The sequence below is a fragment of the Vibrio sp. SCSIO 43153 genome, from assembly GCF_023716625.1.
Classification (GTDB): Bacteria; Pseudomonadota; Gammaproteobacteria; order Enterobacterales; family Vibrionaceae; genus Vibrio; species Vibrio rotiferianus.
In genome coordinates this window covers 2,181,660-2,197,800 of sequence record NZ_CP071855.1, presented here as the reverse complement: position 1 = coordinate 2,197,800, position 16,141 = coordinate 2,181,660, and the positions used below count along the sequence as shown (strand labels likewise).

The following is a 16,141-nucleotide window of genomic DNA, read 5'->3' as shown; positions in this document are numbered from 1 at the left end:
CAATGCTGGATTCTAAATTACTTCGTACAGAGCTGGATGAAACAGCTGCTAAACTGGCGCGTCGTGGCTTTAAGCTAGACGTAGATACTATTCGTAAACTTGAAGAACAACGTAAGTCCATTCAAGTAGAAGTAGAAAATTTACAATCCACGCGTAACTCCATCTCCAAGCAAATCGGCCAAAAAATGGCAGCTGGCGACAAAGAAGGCGCAGAAGAGATCAAGAAACAAATCGGTACTCTAGGTAGCGATCTTGATGCGAAGAAAGTTGAACTTGAGCAAGTAATGGCTCAACTAGATGAATTCACGCTATCTGTTCCAAACATCCCAGCGGATGAAGTGCCAGATGGCAAAGATGAAAACGACAACGTTGAAATCTCTCGTTGGGGTGAGCCGAAGTCTTACGACTTCGAACTGAAAGATCACGTTGACCTAGGCGAAATGGGCGACGGTCTAGACTTCGCAAGTGCTGTTAAGATCACTGGCGCACGTTTCATCGTGATGAAAGGCCAATTTGCTCGTCTACACCGTGCAATCGCTCAGTTCATGCTAGATCTTCACACTGAAGAGCACGGCTACACAGAAATGTACGTACCTTACCTAGTAAACTCTGACAGCCTATTCGGTACTGGTCAGCTTCCTAAGTTCGGTAAAGACCTTTTCCACACTGAGCCGCTAGTAGAAAAAGTAAACGACGAAGAGCCACGTAAACTGTCTCTAATCCCTACTGCAGAAGTGCCTGTAACGAACCTAGTTCGTGACACAATTTCTGACGAAGCGGATCTACCAATTAAGATGACAGCTCACACACCATGTTTCCGTTCGGAAGCAGGTTCTTACGGTCGTGATACTCGTGGTCTGATTCGTATGCACCAGTTCGACAAAGTTGAGCTAGTACAAATCACTAAGCCAGAAGATTCAATGAACGCACTAGAAGAGCTAACAGGTCACGCTGAGAAAGTTCTACAACTTCTAGAGCTTCCTTACCGTAAAGTGGTTCTATGTACAGGTGACATGGGCTTCGGCGCTCGTAAGACTTACGACCTAGAAGTTTGGGTTCCTGCTCAAGAAACTTACCGTGAGATCTCTTCATGTTCTAACATGTGGGACTTCCAAGCTCGTCGTATGCAAGCGCGTTTCCGTCGTAAAGGCGAGAAGAAACCTGAGCTTGTACACACGCTAAACGGTTCTGGTCTTGCTGTAGGTCGTACAATGGTTGCTATCCTAGAAAACAACCAAGAAGCAGACGGCCGCATTGCAATCCCTACAGTACTTCAGAAGTACATGGCGGGCGCAACGCACATCGGTTAATTCGTTAACCACTAGAACACCAAAACCCAGCCTTAGTGCTGGGTTTTTTGTTATCTGCGTCGAGTGAAAATACGTTGTTATGTAATTAGCACACGCATTAGTGACGAGCTCGCCCAGAATATGGCAGTAGATGAAAAATGATATTTTTCTAAGCGGTTTTTCACGTGACAAGCTAACGTCCTCATTTGTCTTTGTTGTTAAACTTTATGCCAGTAAACCACCTTTTATTACGTGTTATTTTTGCGCTTACCTTGCTCGTTTTCGGGAGGGTTATCGCAAGCGAACTTATCCAGCCTCAATACTTAGATAGTGAGCGGACAGACCGCTTTTTCGCACGTGAAGTCGCGAAACCTTCCAAAGAAAATATGCAGCTGCGTAATTCACTCGACTGGGGATACGGGCTTGAGTTGAGAAGTGCGTCTGCCGACACAAAATCGGTGTCTAATTGCAAAGATTTAGCTAATGCAAGCTCAGCGGGTTTTACTGCGGCTAAAGCTTATGAATACGGCGCGTTCAAAGCTTTTTTAACACAGTGTCAAACATGGAGTGAGATGGCAAAGTTAGCTGCCTCTAAGCGTTCATATCTATCGAAATTTAAGTTAGATAATAGCTTTCCTAGTTTAGCCCCAAGTGCGCTTGCTTTTGTTATTTCTAACGAAAGCGCTGATAAAGCAAAGACACTATCAACGTGGGATGAAGCGGATCGTATCCAAAGAACTCAGGTCGCCAGTCCAGTGAGAGCAGAGTACTTCGACGCGACCGATGGTTTTCAAGTTATTACGATTGTGGCAAAAGGGGATTACAACGCTGACGGCATCGAGGATATCGTTATTGAGAAAGAGAATAGCGTACTCAGTGGCTCGTATTCTTCTTCACACGGCTATGTATTAACTCGCATGTCTGAGCAAGCGCTATTTACTGTGTTGGCTGAATGGTAATGAAACGATTGGCGGTTATTTGTTTTTTAGGTGTTGCCATGGTGAGTACGTTTGCTGTCGCTGATACCTCGCCTAGAAAAGTCTTTGAATGTTCAGTAAACCAAACTATGAACTTTAGTATTTCGATAGAACAAGGCAAAGGCGAGCTTCTCTTTAATAAGTCCATTGTGAATCAAAGCCCAGTTTTTCAGCGGATAAAACCTCAAGATTATCGTGTTGAACATTACCATCGAGCGTTGGTAGGTGAGAAGTCACTGGAATTTAGTATTGGTGAGCGCGTCATATTAGTCAGTGAGTACTTTAGCGAGGAGTTTAATGAGGTAGAGAAGATACTCAGTGTTACTTTGAGAGAGCCAGAGCAAACGCAATATTTTGAATGTGAGGAAGGGAGTATGAGTCACCTTGCATTGCTTTTTCAAGAGAGTGCCGAATAAGAGACTATAGAGTGATTGTTACCAAAGCGTAATAGTGTTTTCTTATTCACCCTAATTATCTTGTTATTTGTAACCGATATAATCATCCACCTTACCACGGTAAGTAGATTTTCTCATTCAAGTAACGAGGAGGGCTTATGGCCGTAGGGTGGGCGAACGACGATAGCGTCAGCCAACAAATTCAACATACCATCGACGACGAGATTTCCCGTGTTCGTGGCAATATCAAACAGGGCGAAAGTGCTCATTACTGCGATGAGTGTGGCGATGAGATTCCGGAAGCGCGTCGTCTTGCGATGAAAGGCGTTCGTTTGTGTATCGAATGTCAGTCAACAATCGAATTGATGTCTCAACGCCAAGCATTATTTAATCGACGAGCCAGTAAAGACAGTCAACTTCGATAGCTTTACTGTTCAGGCAAATAAAGAGACGGTTTGAGCCTCATACTCAAACCGTTTTCGTGGTGAGTTGAACTATGAAGTGAAGCAATCTTTACGTTGCAACGCTGCATCAATCGCGTTAACTAGCTTCTCAATATCTTCCGGCTTGCTGATGAATGGCGGCATCATATAAATCAGTTTACCAAATGGACGAATCCAAACACCGTGCTCAACAAAGAGAGCCTGGATGGTTTCCATATTAACAGGGCGATGCGTCTCCACTACGCCAATGGCACCCAACCAACGGGTGTTTTTCACCAAGTCGTATTTTTCAAGTTTTGGTAGTAACTCAGAAAACAGTGTTTCGATTTGTTGGGTTTGCTGCTGCCAGTTGCCTTGTTCTATCAATTCTAAACTTGCGGTGGCAACGGCGCAGGCGAGCGGGTTACCCATAAAGGTTGGGCCATGCATGAAACAACCAGCATCACCACCACAAACAGTATCCGCGACGTGTTTGCTCGCTAGGGTCGCAGAGAGTGTCATGTAGCCGCCGGTGAGTGCTTTACCGACACACAAAATGTCTGGCTGAATATCTGCGTGTTCGCAAGCAAACAGTTTACCGGTACGCCCAAATCCGGTTGCGATTTCATCTGCAATCAATAACAAACCGTGTTTATCACAAAGCCTACGCACGCCTTTGAGAAATTCTGGATGGTAGATACGCATACCGCCTGCGCCTTGAACGATAGGCTCTAGGATCACCGCAGCGAGTTCTTGATGATGCGTTTCAATCTTGTGTTCAAAGTCTGTAAGATCTTCTGGGTTCCATTCATCCCAATAACCACAATTTGGTGACTCCGCAAAGATATGCTCAGGCAAAAAGCCTTTGTAGAGAGAGTGCATGGAGTTATCAGGATCGGTTACCGACATTGCCGCAAAGGTGTCACCGTGATAACCGTGTCGCAGAGTCAGAAACTTCGGTCGGCGTTCGCCCTTCGCATGCCAATATTGCAGTGCCATTTTTAAGCTGACTTCTACGGCAACGGAGCCTGAATCGGCAAGGAATACATGTTCAAGATTACTTGGTGCGAGGGATAGCAACTTCTTACACAAACTGATTGCTGGCTGGTGGGTAATCCCGCCGAACATTACATGCGACACCTTGTCGATTTGCTGGTGAGCCGCTTGATTTAAGTGCGGGTGGTTATAGCCGTGGATAGTTGACCACCAAGAGGACATACCATCGACAAGCTCAGTCCCGTCTTCCAATTTAATGTGTACACCACTTGCTGATGCCACAGGGTAGCAGGTCAGAGGTGTCAACGTTGAGGTGTAGGGATGCCAGATGTGCTGGCGGTCGAAGGCGAGATCCATGTGCTATTCCAATAGTAATCGAGTTTAAAAAATGAACAGGTGTAAACTTTGTTGTATTGCGTTGTGTTGACAGTTTATCGAGACTCAGTAGACTGTCAACACAACAAAAAAAGTGACTAAAGGAATACACGTGGAAGTTCGTCATAACTGGACGCATGCTGAAGTGCGCGATCTCATGGAAAAACCATTCATGGATCTCCTATTCGAAGCGCAGCTTGTTCATCGTCAATATCAACAAACCAACCATGTTCAAGTAAGCACGCTTCTGTCGATTAAGACAGGTGCTTGTCCGGAAGATTGTAAGTACTGTCCTCAGAGTGCTCGTTACACCACAGACATCGAAAAAGAGCGTTTGATGGAAGTAGAGCGCGTACTCGACGCTGCACAAAAAGCGAAAAACGCGGGTTCTACTCGATTCTGTATGGGTGCAGCGTGGAAGAATCCAAAAGAGCGTGATATGCCGCATTTGACCGACATGATCAAAGGTGTGAAAGGCATGGGTTTAGAAACGTGTATGACATTAGGCATGTTGACACCAGATCAAGCAAAACAACTGGCAACCGCGGGTCTGGATTACTACAACCACAACCTAGATACTTCACCTGAGTTCTACGGCAATATCATTACCACACGTACTTACCAAGATCGTTTAGATACCTTGTCTCACGTTCGTGATGCCGGCATGAAGATTTGTTCTGGTGGTATCATCGGTATGGGTGAGAGTGCCAATGACCGAGCGGGCTTGTTGGTTGAATTAGCTAACTTGCCAGTACACCCTGAAAGCGTGCCAATCAACATGCTGGTTAAGGTGAAAGGCACACCACTGGAAGAAGTGGACGATGTTGAGCCATTCGATTTCATTCGCCTGATTGCGATTGCGCGCATCATGATGCCTCAATCAGCGGTTCGTCTATCGGCTGGCCGTGAAAACATGAACGAACAAATGCAAGCGCTGTGTTTTATGGCGGGTGCAAACTCAGTCTTCTATGGCTGCAAACTTCTGACCACGCCAAACCCTTCTGAAGATAAAGACATGATGCTGTTCAATAAGCTCGGCATTAACAGCCAAGAAGTGTCTCAAAAACCTGATGAAATCGAAGAAAACGAGTTGCTGGATCGCGTTGTAGAGCGTGTTGCTGCTCGTCCAACAAAAGACGACCTTTTCTACGATGCCAGCGTTTAAATCTCGTATCGAGTCCGCCCTTGCCGCCCGTAAAGTGCAGGGGCTGAATCGTTCGATGAATGTGGTGTTTTCTGGCAACCAATCGATTTTGGAGTACGAAGGTAGACGCTACATCAACTTCTCAAGTAACGACTACTTAGGCTTGGCCAATGACCAAGCGCTTGTTCGTGCTTGGCAGCAAGGCTTGAGTGTATACGGCAGCGGTAGTGGCGCCTCTCCAATGGTGACAGGCTTTAGTGCAGCGCACAGCAATTTAGAAGCGGCACTGACCGAATGGCTGGGTTACGAGAGGGCAATCCTGTTTGGTTCTGGCTTCAGTGCTAACCAAGCGCTGCTGTTTACTCTGCTAGAAAAATCAGACGTCCTCATTCAAGACCGTTTGAACCATGCTTCTTTGATGGAGGCTGGGATGTTGTCGCCAGCTAAAATGAAGCGCTTCAAGCACAATGACATCGAACACCTAAAGTCGCTGCTGAATAGCGAAGACAACCATCTAGTTGTGACCGAAGGAGTATTCAGTATGGACGGTGATTGTGCACCAATTCATGATATTGCCGAAGTTACACGAAGCCACGATACTTGGTTCGCCGTCGATGATGCACACGGTATTGGCGTTCTTGGTGAATCCGGTGGTGGGTCTTGCGAGCTGGCTTCAGTAAAGCCTGAGTTGTTGATCGTTACTTTTGGTAAAGCGTTTGGTATGTCTGGCGCGGCTATCTTATGTGACCACGCAACGGGGGACTTTTTAACTCAGTTTGCTCGTCACCATGTGTATTCCACGGCGATACCGCCAGCACAAGCGTATGCGTTGACGCATGCTGTCTCTATGATTCAAGAGCAGTCTTGGCGACGTGAAAAGCTTGCAGAGCTAAGTGAAGTTTATCGAGATAGCCTCAACGAACTCGACGGTTTTGTTGAAACGAAAACCTCGATTAAGCCATTTATGATTGGTGAATCCGAACTGGCTTTACAGGTTGCAAGCGCTTGTCGTCAAAACGGTATTTGGGTGACAGCGATTCGTCCACCGACGGTACCTAAAGGAACATCTCGTCTTCGAATTACACTCACTGCCAATCACACTAATGAACAAGTTAAAACGCTTTCAGTGGCACTGAAGCAAGCATTAGGAGCGCTGTAATGGATAATGCAACCACCGCTTTAGCAGAAACGGCCGCATTGGAGAGTTTCTATCAAGACAAAGACGCGATTGCTTCCTCATTTGGCAAAGCAGCTGAAACATACGATAAGCACGCGGCGTTTCAGCGTGACGTTGGGCATCGCTTGCTTGATAAGCTTCCAGAGGACTTAACGGGTAAACGCGTTCTCGATTTGGGTTGTGGTACAGGCTACTTCTCTCACCTGCTCCAACAACGTGGCGCAGAAGTGGTTTGTGGCGATATCTCACAAGCGATGTTAGATAAAGCGCAGCAGCGTTGTGGTACACAGCGAATGCAGTACCAGTTAGCCGATGCCGAAAACTTGCCATTTTATGATGAGAGCTTCGATTACGTTTTTTCAAGTTTAGCTTTGCAATGGTGTGCGGATTTAAGCTACCCACTGCGAGAATTGCGTCGTGTGCTAAAGCGAGGAGGGACGGGATGCTTCTCTACTCTGGCGGATGGCTCGTTGTATGAGTTACGCGAGGCGTGGTCAAAAATTGATACACATCAACACGTGAATAACTTTATTACCCACAATCAGGTAAAAATTGCGTTAGCGCAATCTTGGTGCCACAACCATCATCTAGACTTGACCCCCATCACAGTTTGGTACGACTCAGCGTTTTCTGTCATGCGTGATCTCAAAGGCATTGGTGCAAATCACGTAAGCGGGCGCTCACATGGCTTGACGAGCCGTCGCACTTTGTTGCAAGTTGAGCGTGCGTACCAAGCATTTAGAAACGATCAAGGTCTTCTACCTGCAAGTTATCAGGTTTGTTTTGGAGTCATAGTTAAATGATTGATGCATTTTTTATTGCTGGTACGGATACTGATGTAGGAAAAACGGTAGCGTCTAAAGCTATTTTGCAGGCACTTGGTGCAAAAGGGCTTAACACCATTGGTTATAAACCAGTGGCAGCAGGAAGCGACAAGACGGCGGAAGGTTGGCGCAACTCGGATGCATTGCATCTGCAAAAAGCGGCAACGCTGGATATCGCGTACGACGATGTAAACCCATACGCTTTGGAATTGCCTGCTTCTCCTCACATTGCCGCAAAGCATGAACATGTAGAAATTAAATACGAAGTATTGAGTGAAAAATTAGCTCAACACAAAGAGCAATCAGACATTGTTCTAGTGGAAGGTGCTGGTGGTTGGCGCGTGCCTGTGTCTGACACAGACAGCTTGTCGACTTGGGTGCAGCAAGAACAGTTGCCAGTTGTACTGGTTGTCGGTATTAAACTGGGCTGTTTGAGCCATGCATTGCTCACTGCTGAGATCATCAAAGCGGATGGTCTGAATCTCGTAGGTTGGGTGGCAAACCGCGTTAACCCAGGCACGGAGCACTATGCGGAAATCATCGATATGTTGGAAGAGCGTCTAGACGCGCCGAAACTCGGTGAGATCCCATACATTCCAAGTGCGAAGCGCAAAGAGTTGGGTAAATACATCAATGTCGAACCGTTGCTAAACGTATAATTAACCGACAAACAAAAAATACAAAAAGGGCTGCATCATGCAGCCCTTTTCTCATGTAAACCTTTGTGCCTTATCGTAAGATTCGACGCTTAGTTTATTTCTCTTGGCTAAGCCCCATCAACGCTTGTTGTGTTTCTGCAACACGCTTTGACATTTGAGCATCAGTTGAAATACCTAGCTGTTGTTTTGCCTCATCCTCTGAGATACCTAGGTGACAACAAAGTAAATCGATAGCCATTTGATAGTCGTTAGTTTCTACCATGATTTTTCCCTCAAGACATGGAAGTTTGGAGCTGCTTAATTGTCCTAAAAGCTAACCCCGTTTCGTTCATCTAACCCGAATCTAGCACGTACAGATAGTCGCACAATAAGACCAAAGTCTATACTCGGTCTAAAGTGCTGATTTAAGAGTGTAAAAAGGTGTGTATTATTTCAGTCTCGAAAACAAATGTTGCAATTTATTGCTTAACCTTGTTTTTAACGCGGATAGACTATATCTATAACGCAACAGAGCTTGAATCTAGCGAAATCGCCTCGTAGAGTTCTGTTTCATATAACAACCGTTTTTATAAAAACGATAAGCTTCCTCGGAGAAAAGTAATGAAGCGAATTATGTTATTCCTAGCAACTAACCTAGCAGTCGTGCTAGTGCTTAGTGTTGTTCTGAATATTGTTTACGCTGTAACTGGAATGCAGCCAGGCAGCCTGTCTGGTCTACTACTGATGGCAGCAGTGTTTGGTTTTGGTGGCGCATTCATCTCGCTAATGATGTCTAAGAGCATGGCACTACGCTCGGTAGGCGGCATGGTGATTGAGAGCCCACGTAACGAAACTGAACATTGGCTTCTAGAAACAGTTGGTCGCCAAGCTCAACAAGCGGGCATCGGTATGCCAACCGTCGCTATTTATGATGCGGCAGACATCAACGCATTTGCAACCGGTGCTAAGCGTGATGATTCGCTAGTTGCAGTATCTACAGGTCTTTTGCACAACATGACTCGTGATGAAGCGGAAGCGGTACTTGCGCATGAGGTTAGCCACATCGCTAACGGTGATATGGTGACCATGACGCTAATGCAAGGTGTAGTGAATACCTTCGTTATCTTCCTATCTCGTTTCATTGCTAACATTGTTGCTTCGAATGACGATGAGGAAGGCCAAGGTACAAACATGATGGTTTACTTCGGTGTGTCTATGGTGCTTGAACTGGTATTTGGTTTCCTAGCTAGCTTCCTGACTATGTGGTACAGCCGTCATCGCGAATTCCACGCTGACGCGGGTGCAGCGCATCTTGTGGGTAAAGAGAAGATGATCGCGGCGCTTGAGCGTCTGAAGATGAGCCACGAATCTCAACTGGATGGCACTATGATGGCGTTTGGTATCAACGGTAAGCGTTCGATGACTGAGCTTCTAATGAGCCACCCACCGCTAGATAAGCGTATTGCGGCACTACGTAGCCAACAGTACTAATCATTCAGCAAATAAATAGTTAATCTCCTGAAAAGGCTTGGTTTTTTGACCAAGCCTTTTTTTGTATCTATTGATCGCTACCGCACTCCATCACGTATCACTCTACAGAAACAAAGTTATACAAAAATATTTTTGTACAACTTTTCATGATTGGTCTATCTTGTACATATAATAATTTTGTACAACTGTTGAAGTAATATAGGAGCATAGAAATGGACATTCATTCAGTTGGCAACATATATCAAAAGCTGAGCAAAGCTAATTTGCACTTGCTAGAAGAGGTTTACCACCAGGATGTGGTTTTTGAAGATGCTGCTCATCGTCTAGAGGGCTGGCCTGCGCTTTCCGATTATTTTCAATCGCTCTACACCAACGTTATCCGTTGTGACTTCATTATTCACGATCATCAACAGGTGGGCGAGACAGGGTTTCTTACTTGGACCATGGATTTACAGCACCCAAAACTACAGAAAGGCGCGCCGATTTCAGTCAATGGTGTTTCTCATCTCAAGTTTAGTGAAGGGCAGGTTATCTACCATCGAGACTATTTCGATTTAGGAGAGATGCTGTACGAGAATCTGCCTCTACTTGGCTCTGTCGTTAGAACCATTAAGCAGAGGCTAGGACAATGAGCGGTTCAGTTCTTATCACTGGCGCAACGTCTGGCATTGGTAAGCAGCTCGCTTTGGACTACGCCGGTGAAGGTTGGAAAGTGATTGCGTGCGGCCGCAACGAAGCGGTGTTGGCCGAGCTAGAAGCGGCGTCGATTAACATCTCGATATTACGCTTCGATGTGACTCAGTACGAAGAAACGATCCAAGCGCTCTCACAACTGCCGTTCACTCCTGAAACTTGGATCTTTAACGCTGGCGACTGTGAATATATGGACGACGGCATAGTGGATGCGAAACTCATGGCGCGTGTCATGAACGTTAACGTTGTAGGTGTGGCGAATTGTGTTGAAGCGTGTCAGGGACAGTTTGAACGAGGGCATCGCATTGTAATTGTCGGGTCAATCGCATCAGAGGTGGCATTGCCTCGCGCAGAAGCCTATGGCGCGTCCAAAGCGGCAGTGAGTTATTTTGCTCGCACGCTAGCCGTCGACCTTAAAAAGAAAGGCATCAAAGTCGTGACGGTATTTCCTGGCTTTGTTGAAACGCCACTCACAGATAAGAACACCTTTGATATGCCGATGATTGTTACGGCCAATCAGGCCTCTGTTGCGATCCGAAAACAATTGGATGCCAACAAAAGCCATATTTATTTCCCAGCGAGATTCACTGGCATTTTGCGCTTTATCTCGCTGTTTCCCTACAGCTGGCAAGCACGGCTAACCGAAAAACTCGTATCATAAGAAGGAAGAAGCATGAACACGGCAGGAAGAAAGAAAATCGCCATCGTTGGAACGGGTATCTCTGGCCTTACTTGTGGCTATTACTTGCATAAAGAACATGACGTAACGCTTTTTGAAGCGAATGATTACATTGGCGGCCACACTGCAACCGTTGATGTCAGCCTTGATGGCAAAGAGTATGCAATCGACACTGGGTTTATCGTTTATAACGATCGTACGTACCCAAACTTTATCAAAATGATGAACGAGATTGGCGTTGAAGGTCTGCCGACTCAAATGAGCTTCAGCGTCAGAAACGATGGGAACGGACTAGAATACAACGGCCATACCGTGTCGACATTGTTTGCTCAAAAACGTAACTGGGCAAACCCTAAGTTCTATCGCTTTATCTTCGAGATCTTGCGTTTTAATAAACTTGCAAAGCGCTTTGCTAACGATCCATCAACGCAATCTCAAACGCTTGGCGCTTTTCTCGATGAGCACAAATTCAGTGCATTCTTTTCTGACAATTATATTCTGCCAATGGGCGCTGCGATTTGGTCTTCGACTTTAGCGGATATGCGCGCGTTCCCGCTCATGTTCTTCTTGCGCTTCTTCCTCAACCACGGATTGTTAGATATCACAAACCGCCCGCAATGGTATGTGATAAAAGGCGGCTCACGCTCTTACATTGGACCGTTGACCAAAGGTTTTGCCGATAATATTCGTCTTAACAGCCCAGTCGAAAAAGTCATCCGTACTGATAACGGTGTTGGTATTGAAGTTCATGGTGAGATGTACTGGTTTGATGACGTTATCTTCGCTTGCCACAGTGATCAAGCAATGCGAATGCTGGGCGACATAAGCTCTACCGAGCAAGAAATCTTGGGGGATATGGCGTACCAAGCAAACGAAGTCGTGTTGCATACGGATATTGGCCTGTTGCCTAAACGCAAGGCGGCGTGGGCGGCGTGGAACTACCTACTTGATGGTAGTCAAGAAGAGCAAGAGCGTCTGCCTTCTCTGACTTATAACATGAACATACTGCAGCACATACAGTCTGAGCATACTTTCTGTGTCACGTTGAACAGTACGAAAAAAATCAACCCAAACAAGATTCTACGCTCATTCACTTACCATCATCCTGTATTTACCACGGAGTCTATTGCCGCACAGCAACGTAAAGACGAAGTCCAAGGCAAACAGAGTACATGGTTCTGTGGCGCCTATTGGTACAACGGCTTCCATGAAGATGGTGTTCGTAGCGCGCTTGATGTTGTTCAAGGTCTAGAAGAAAAATACCGCGAGCAAAATGTGGTGCCTTTTGAAAAAGGCGCGGCGTGATATGAGTAGCAAGATGAACAGCCGATTGTTTATAGGCAATGTTCGCCACCGTCGATTCACGCCTGTGAGTCATGAGCTGAATTACTCACTATTTATGCCTGCCATCGACTTAGATGAACTTGAGGCGTTGGAGAAAAATGTCTGGGGCTTTGGAGCATGCTGGTGGCATTGGGCACGTTTTAAGCGCAGTGATTACATCGGTGGTAAAAGATGCATTAAGTCAGCCGTTCAAGACAAACTGGAAGCGCTCACTGGTGTTCGTTTGACGGGTAAAGTGATTGCCGTTTGTCACCTGCGTTACTTAGGGCTCTATTTCAGTCCGGTCAATTTCTACTACGTTTATAACAAGGAGGGCGAGTGGAAGTACCTGCTGGCAGAAGTCAGCAACACCCCTTGGAATGAACGTCATTATTACGCAATAGCGGCAAATGAACAGGATGAAAACTTTGGTTGGGAGCAAGACAAAGCGTTTCATGTGTCGCCTTTTAACCCAATTGACCAACGCTACCATTGGAAAATCAAACCTTTGACAGACAAGTTGAATATCCATCTTGAATGCCACAAAGGTGAAAAACACTTCGACGCCACGATGGCAATGAAAGCCAAACCGCTTTCAAGCAAAACCTTATTGAAATGCTTGATCGTTACGCCAATTCAAACGGTAAAAGTAATGGTCGGTATCTATTGGCACGCTCTCAAACTATGGCTTAAAGGCGCGCCGTTTTATTCACATCCTAAATATGCTCAACCTGAGACGACAGAACCTGAGCAAGTGAGTAAAGAAGAAAAGAATAATAAGCACAAGGAGAACTCTGCATGTTAAATACGACTTCTATGGCAATGCCGCGCGAATTAACGACGACTCAAAAAGCGGCTCGTGGAGTTCTTTTCCAGTGTCTGCAAAAAATGGAAATCGGGTGTCTGACGGTGATTGAAAGCTTCAAGACCGAGACGACGGAGCGCAGTGAGCGCTTTTCAACTCCAAACGGAGACTACAATGGCGAACCTGTGGCGGCGACCATTGAGGTGAAGCATCCTGGGTTTTACTCGCGTCTATTGCAAGGTGGCAGTATTGCTGCTGGCGAAGCTTACATGGACGGCTGGTGGGACAGTCCAGATTTGACGGCATTGATGAAGTTGATGGCTCTCAACATGCGTGCACTGGATAAGCTCGAAGAGCAGGGCAGTTGGCTTACAAGGTTGTTGTATAAGTTCAGTCATTGGACTAACCGCAACTCCCAAGAAAACTCCCGTAAGAATATTCATGCTCACTACGACTTGGGTAATAACTTGTATGAAGCGTTTCTTGATACCAACATGCTGTATTCGTCAGCATTGTACAACGAAGTGGGCAACTCATTAGAACAGGCACAAATCAACAAAATGGATCGACTGTGTCAGCAACTTGAGCTGAAAGCTAGTGATCATGTCATCGAAATTGGCACCGGCTGGGGTGCAATGGCGATTTACATGGCTGAACAATATGGCTGTCAGGTGACGACGACAACCATTTCTGAAGAGCAGCACGCGTACGCGGAGCAGAAGATCAAAGAGCGTGGCTTAGAAGACAAAATCACTCTACTCAAAGAAGATTACCGCAACCTAACCGGTACGTATGACAAGCTTGTTTCTATTGAAATGATTGAAGCCGTGGGAAAACAATTCCTGCCTTCGTACATTAAGGTTTGTGAGTCTTTGTTGAAGTCTGGTGGTTTGATGGCGATTCAAGCGATTACAATTGCCGACCAACGTTATGATTACTACAGTAACAACGTCGATTTTATTCAGAAGTACATTTTCCCAGGAGGCTTTTTACCTTCAGTCACATCCCTTACTCAAGCGACTACGAAGTACAGTGACTTGGTTACCCGAGATCTGTTTGATATTGGGTTGGATTATGCCAAAACGCTTAATGAGTGGCATCATCGCTTTAATCAAGCCGAGAGTGAAGTGCGCTCGTTTGGTTACGATGATCGCTTCGTGCGCATGTGGCGTTATTACTTGAGCTACTGTGAGGGTGGCTTCTTAGCTCGCACGATCAGTGCCGTTCACATGACGTTTCAGCGTCCGTAGTTCGTTATGAGAGTGTTTGTTGCATCGACATGGTTCCAACTCTGCTGGTTTGCCGCGGTGCTTGGGACCTATCAATGGCAGTGGCTGACGTTAATACTGACGTTATTTACCTTGGTGTACTGCTGGAGAGTCGAACCCTCCGCTCTCAAGAATATCGCCATGATTGTATCTATTGGCTTGGTCTTAGATACCTTCAATAAGCAATTTTCCCTCTTTATATTCCCAACCCCTTGGTTGCCCATATGGCTTGTTTGTCTGTGGGTTCTATTCTCATGGTATGCCTACCAACTCAAGTCAATTTTGTACCGTTTTCCAAAAACCTACGTATCTATAGTAGGCGGTATCGGAGGCACAGCGAGTTACTTTGCTGGCTACAAACTCCAAGCCGCTGAATTTGGCCTCAGCGTTGGCACCACGCTTACGATCTTGTTCGTCGAATGGTGCGCAATGATGCTTCTGATACTCAAGGTGTACGGAAATGAAAAGCTTGAAGAGAAATTGGAGACGGAAACTGATTAGCAGTGTTATGGCAGTCTCCTTGTTCTATGCAGTGCCTTTGCAAGCTCAAAATGTGGTTGGTTTGAGTGAGATAATAACCACTAGCAATTGGCAACAATGGCAAACGGTCGGTGAGGCACAACTCACTTGGTTTGTTTTTGATATTTACAAGTCCCGCCTAAAAGCACCCGATGGTCAGTACTCGGTGTCTAGAGACGTTTCTCCCCATCCTTTTGCTTTAGAGATCAACTACCAGCGCGATATCAGTAAAGAGCAGCTGCTCGATGTGACTGATGAGCAGTGGCAAAAGCTGGGCTTTACGGAGCCTTACCGCCAAAAGTGGATCTTGGAGCTGGACACAATGTTCCCCAACATTAAGAAGGGTGATGAGCTTACCTATCTCACTGATGGTAAAAATGGACAACTTATCTATCGAAAAGCCGGGAGCGAGCCGTATAAAACCGTCGGATATGTGAAAGATGAGCGACTTAATGATGCGTTTCTTTCGATTTGGTTATCACCGAAAACAGAGTTTCCTAAACTTCGTAAACAACTGATAGGGCAGGTAAGGTAGTGAAATTATTGAAACTAATGCTCAAAGCACCAGTGATTGCTGCGGTAACGCTTCTTAGCGCATGCTCTGCTGATATTGATAACTATCAAGCGGCATCACCAGCCTTTGATCTGTTTGGCTACTTTGAAGGTGACGTCAAGGCTTGGGGAATGGTGCAGGACTACACTGAGAAACAAACTCGCCGATTTGAAGTCGATATAGTCGGCACAGTGGAAGGTAATGAACTAACGCTTGTGGAAGACTTTGTCTTTGATGATGGCGAGCTCGACCAGCGTATATGGGTCATTACCAGACTCGAAGATGGTACTTATCAAGGTAAAGCGGACGATATTATTGGTGTTGCGACCGGGAAAGAGAAGGGTAATGCGCTGCAATGGCAATACGACTTCGAGCTGAAAATGGATGATTCAACCATCACGGTATCGTTCGATGACTGGCTTTACCGCCAAGATGAAATGCACGTATTTAATCTCACCAAGATTAAGAAGTTTGGCGTTGAAGTAGGGACGATTACACTGTTTTTCCAGAGGCAATAGAAATAAAGAAACGAGATGCGGGAGCGCTTCGCTGTAAGAATCGAGAGGGGCGCGC

At 45.9% G+C, this 16,141-nt stretch carries 19 protein-coding genes; 17 read left to right on the top strand and 2 right to left on the bottom strand.

Features of this window, described 5'->3' with window-relative positions:
- The first annotated feature begins 2 nt into the window (after positions 1–2).
- The 4 genes from serS (at position 3) to J4N37_RS10590 (ending at position 3,086) form a co-directional block, all read left to right on the top strand.
- The gene (gene serS / locus J4N37_RS10605) at positions 3–1,310 is read left to right on the top strand and encodes a serine--tRNA ligase (protein WP_005437179.1); all 1,308 of its coding nucleotides are present in this window, start codon (positions 3–5) and stop codon (positions 1,308–1,310) included.
- Positions 1,311–1,861: 551 nt separating this feature from the next.
- Positions 1,862–2,248 (top strand): hypothetical protein, encoded by a 387-nt coding sequence (locus J4N37_RS10600; protein WP_236691558.1) that lies wholly within the window; start codon positions 1,862–1,864, stop codon positions 2,246–2,248.
- Positions 2,242–2,682: a hypothetical protein gene (locus tag J4N37_RS10595; RefSeq protein ID WP_252040885.1), complete on the top strand. Its 441-nt coding sequence runs from the start codon at positions 2,242–2,244 to the stop codon at positions 2,680–2,682. The genes J4N37_RS10600 and J4N37_RS10595 overlap by 7 nt, the downstream gene beginning before the upstream one ends.
- 137 nt (positions 2,683–2,819) lie before the next feature.
- The gene (locus J4N37_RS10590; RefSeq protein WP_071234686.1) at positions 2,820–3,086 is read left to right on the top strand and encodes a DksA/TraR family C4-type zinc finger protein; all 267 of its coding nucleotides are present in this window, start codon (positions 2,820–2,822) and stop codon (positions 3,084–3,086) included.
- Positions 3,087–3,155: 69 nt separating this feature from the next.
- On the opposite strand, the gene bioA is transcribed toward J4N37_RS10590, so the two are convergent.
- The gene (bioA, locus tag J4N37_RS10585; protein WP_252040883.1) at positions 3,156–4,436 is read right to left on the bottom strand and encodes an adenosylmethionine--8-amino-7-oxononanoate transaminase; all 1,281 of its coding nucleotides are present in this window, start codon (positions 4,434–4,436) and stop codon (positions 3,156–3,158) included.
- Positions 4,437–4,566: 130 nt separating this feature from the next.
- Between bioA and bioB the strand changes: the two genes are divergently transcribed.
- From bioB to bioD, 4 genes are read left to right on the top strand one after another with little or no spacing between them, the layout of a single operon-like run.
- Entirely contained in the window at positions 4,567–5,619 is a 1,053-nt protein-coding gene (gene bioB, locus J4N37_RS10580; protein ID WP_005378222.1) for a biotin synthase BioB, read from the top strand.
- Positions 5,606–6,757 (top strand): 8-amino-7-oxononanoate synthase, encoded by a 1,152-nt coding sequence (bioF, locus tag J4N37_RS10575; protein WP_071234689.1) that lies wholly within the window; start codon positions 5,606–5,608, stop codon positions 6,755–6,757. The genes bioB and bioF overlap by 14 nt, the downstream gene beginning before the upstream one ends.
- Complete coding sequence (bioC, locus tag J4N37_RS10570; protein WP_252040881.1) at positions 6,757–7,578, top strand: malonyl-ACP O-methyltransferase BioC; 822 nt, start codon at positions 6,757–6,759, stop codon at positions 7,576–7,578. Before bioF ends, bioC begins: the two co-directional genes overlap by 1 nt.
- Positions 7,575–8,258, top strand: a complete 684-nt coding sequence (bioD, locus tag J4N37_RS10565; RefSeq protein ID WP_009698190.1) for a dethiobiotin synthase — start codon at positions 7,575–7,577, stop codon at positions 8,256–8,258. Before bioC ends, bioD begins: the two co-directional genes overlap by 4 nt.
- A 94-nt stretch (positions 8,259–8,352) precedes the next feature.
- Here bioD and J4N37_RS10560 read toward each other — a convergent pair whose 3' ends face one another.
- Positions 8,353–8,520 (bottom strand): hypothetical protein, encoded by a 168-nt coding sequence (locus tag J4N37_RS10560; RefSeq protein WP_005450789.1) that lies wholly within the window; start codon positions 8,518–8,520, stop codon positions 8,353–8,355.
- Between the two features lie 338 nt (positions 8,521–8,858).
- Between J4N37_RS10560 and htpX the strand changes: the two genes are divergently transcribed.
- The 9 genes from htpX to J4N37_RS10515 all read left to right on the top strand — a co-directional run bounded on the left by htpX (position 8,859) and on the right by J4N37_RS10515 (position 16,086).
- Positions 8,859–9,728: a protease HtpX gene (gene htpX, locus J4N37_RS10555; RefSeq protein ID WP_009705745.1), complete on the top strand. Its 870-nt coding sequence runs from the start codon at positions 8,859–8,861 to the stop codon at positions 9,726–9,728.
- Between the two features lie 212 nt (positions 9,729–9,940).
- Entirely contained in the window at positions 9,941–10,360 is a 420-nt protein-coding gene (locus J4N37_RS10550) for a nuclear transport factor 2 family protein (RefSeq protein WP_252040879.1), read from the top strand.
- Positions 10,357–11,082 (top strand): SDR family oxidoreductase, encoded by a 726-nt coding sequence (locus J4N37_RS10545; protein WP_252040878.1) that lies wholly within the window; start codon positions 10,357–10,359, stop codon positions 11,080–11,082. Before J4N37_RS10550 ends, J4N37_RS10545 begins: the two co-directional genes overlap by 4 nt.
- 12 nt (positions 11,083–11,094) lie before the next feature.
- Positions 11,095–12,405, top strand: a complete 1,311-nt coding sequence (locus J4N37_RS10540; protein WP_252040876.1) for an NAD(P)/FAD-dependent oxidoreductase — start codon at positions 11,095–11,097, stop codon at positions 12,403–12,405.
- 1 nt (position 12,406) lies between these two features.
- Positions 12,407–13,228 (top strand): DUF1365 domain-containing protein, encoded by an 822-nt coding sequence (locus J4N37_RS10535; protein ID WP_252040874.1) that lies wholly within the window; start codon positions 12,407–12,409, stop codon positions 13,226–13,228.
- Positions 13,222–14,478 (top strand): SAM-dependent methyltransferase, encoded by a 1,257-nt coding sequence (locus J4N37_RS10530; RefSeq protein WP_252040872.1) that lies wholly within the window; start codon positions 13,222–13,224, stop codon positions 14,476–14,478. Before J4N37_RS10535 ends, J4N37_RS10530 begins: the two co-directional genes overlap by 7 nt.
- A gap of 6 nt (positions 14,479–14,484) precedes the next feature.
- Positions 14,485–14,997 (top strand): DUF2878 domain-containing protein, encoded by a 513-nt coding sequence (locus J4N37_RS10525; RefSeq protein WP_252040870.1) that lies wholly within the window; start codon positions 14,485–14,487, stop codon positions 14,995–14,997.
- Entirely contained in the window at positions 14,957–15,550 is a 594-nt protein-coding gene (locus tag J4N37_RS10520; RefSeq protein WP_252040868.1) for a chalcone isomerase family protein, read from the top strand. Before J4N37_RS10525 ends, J4N37_RS10520 begins: the two co-directional genes overlap by 41 nt.
- Positions 15,551–15,567: 17 nt before the next feature.
- Positions 15,568–16,086: a DUF3833 domain-containing protein gene (locus J4N37_RS10515; RefSeq protein WP_252042136.1), complete on the top strand. Its 519-nt coding sequence runs from the start codon at positions 15,568–15,570 to the stop codon at positions 16,084–16,086.
- The last annotated feature ends 55 nt before the right edge of the window (positions 16,087–16,141 follow it).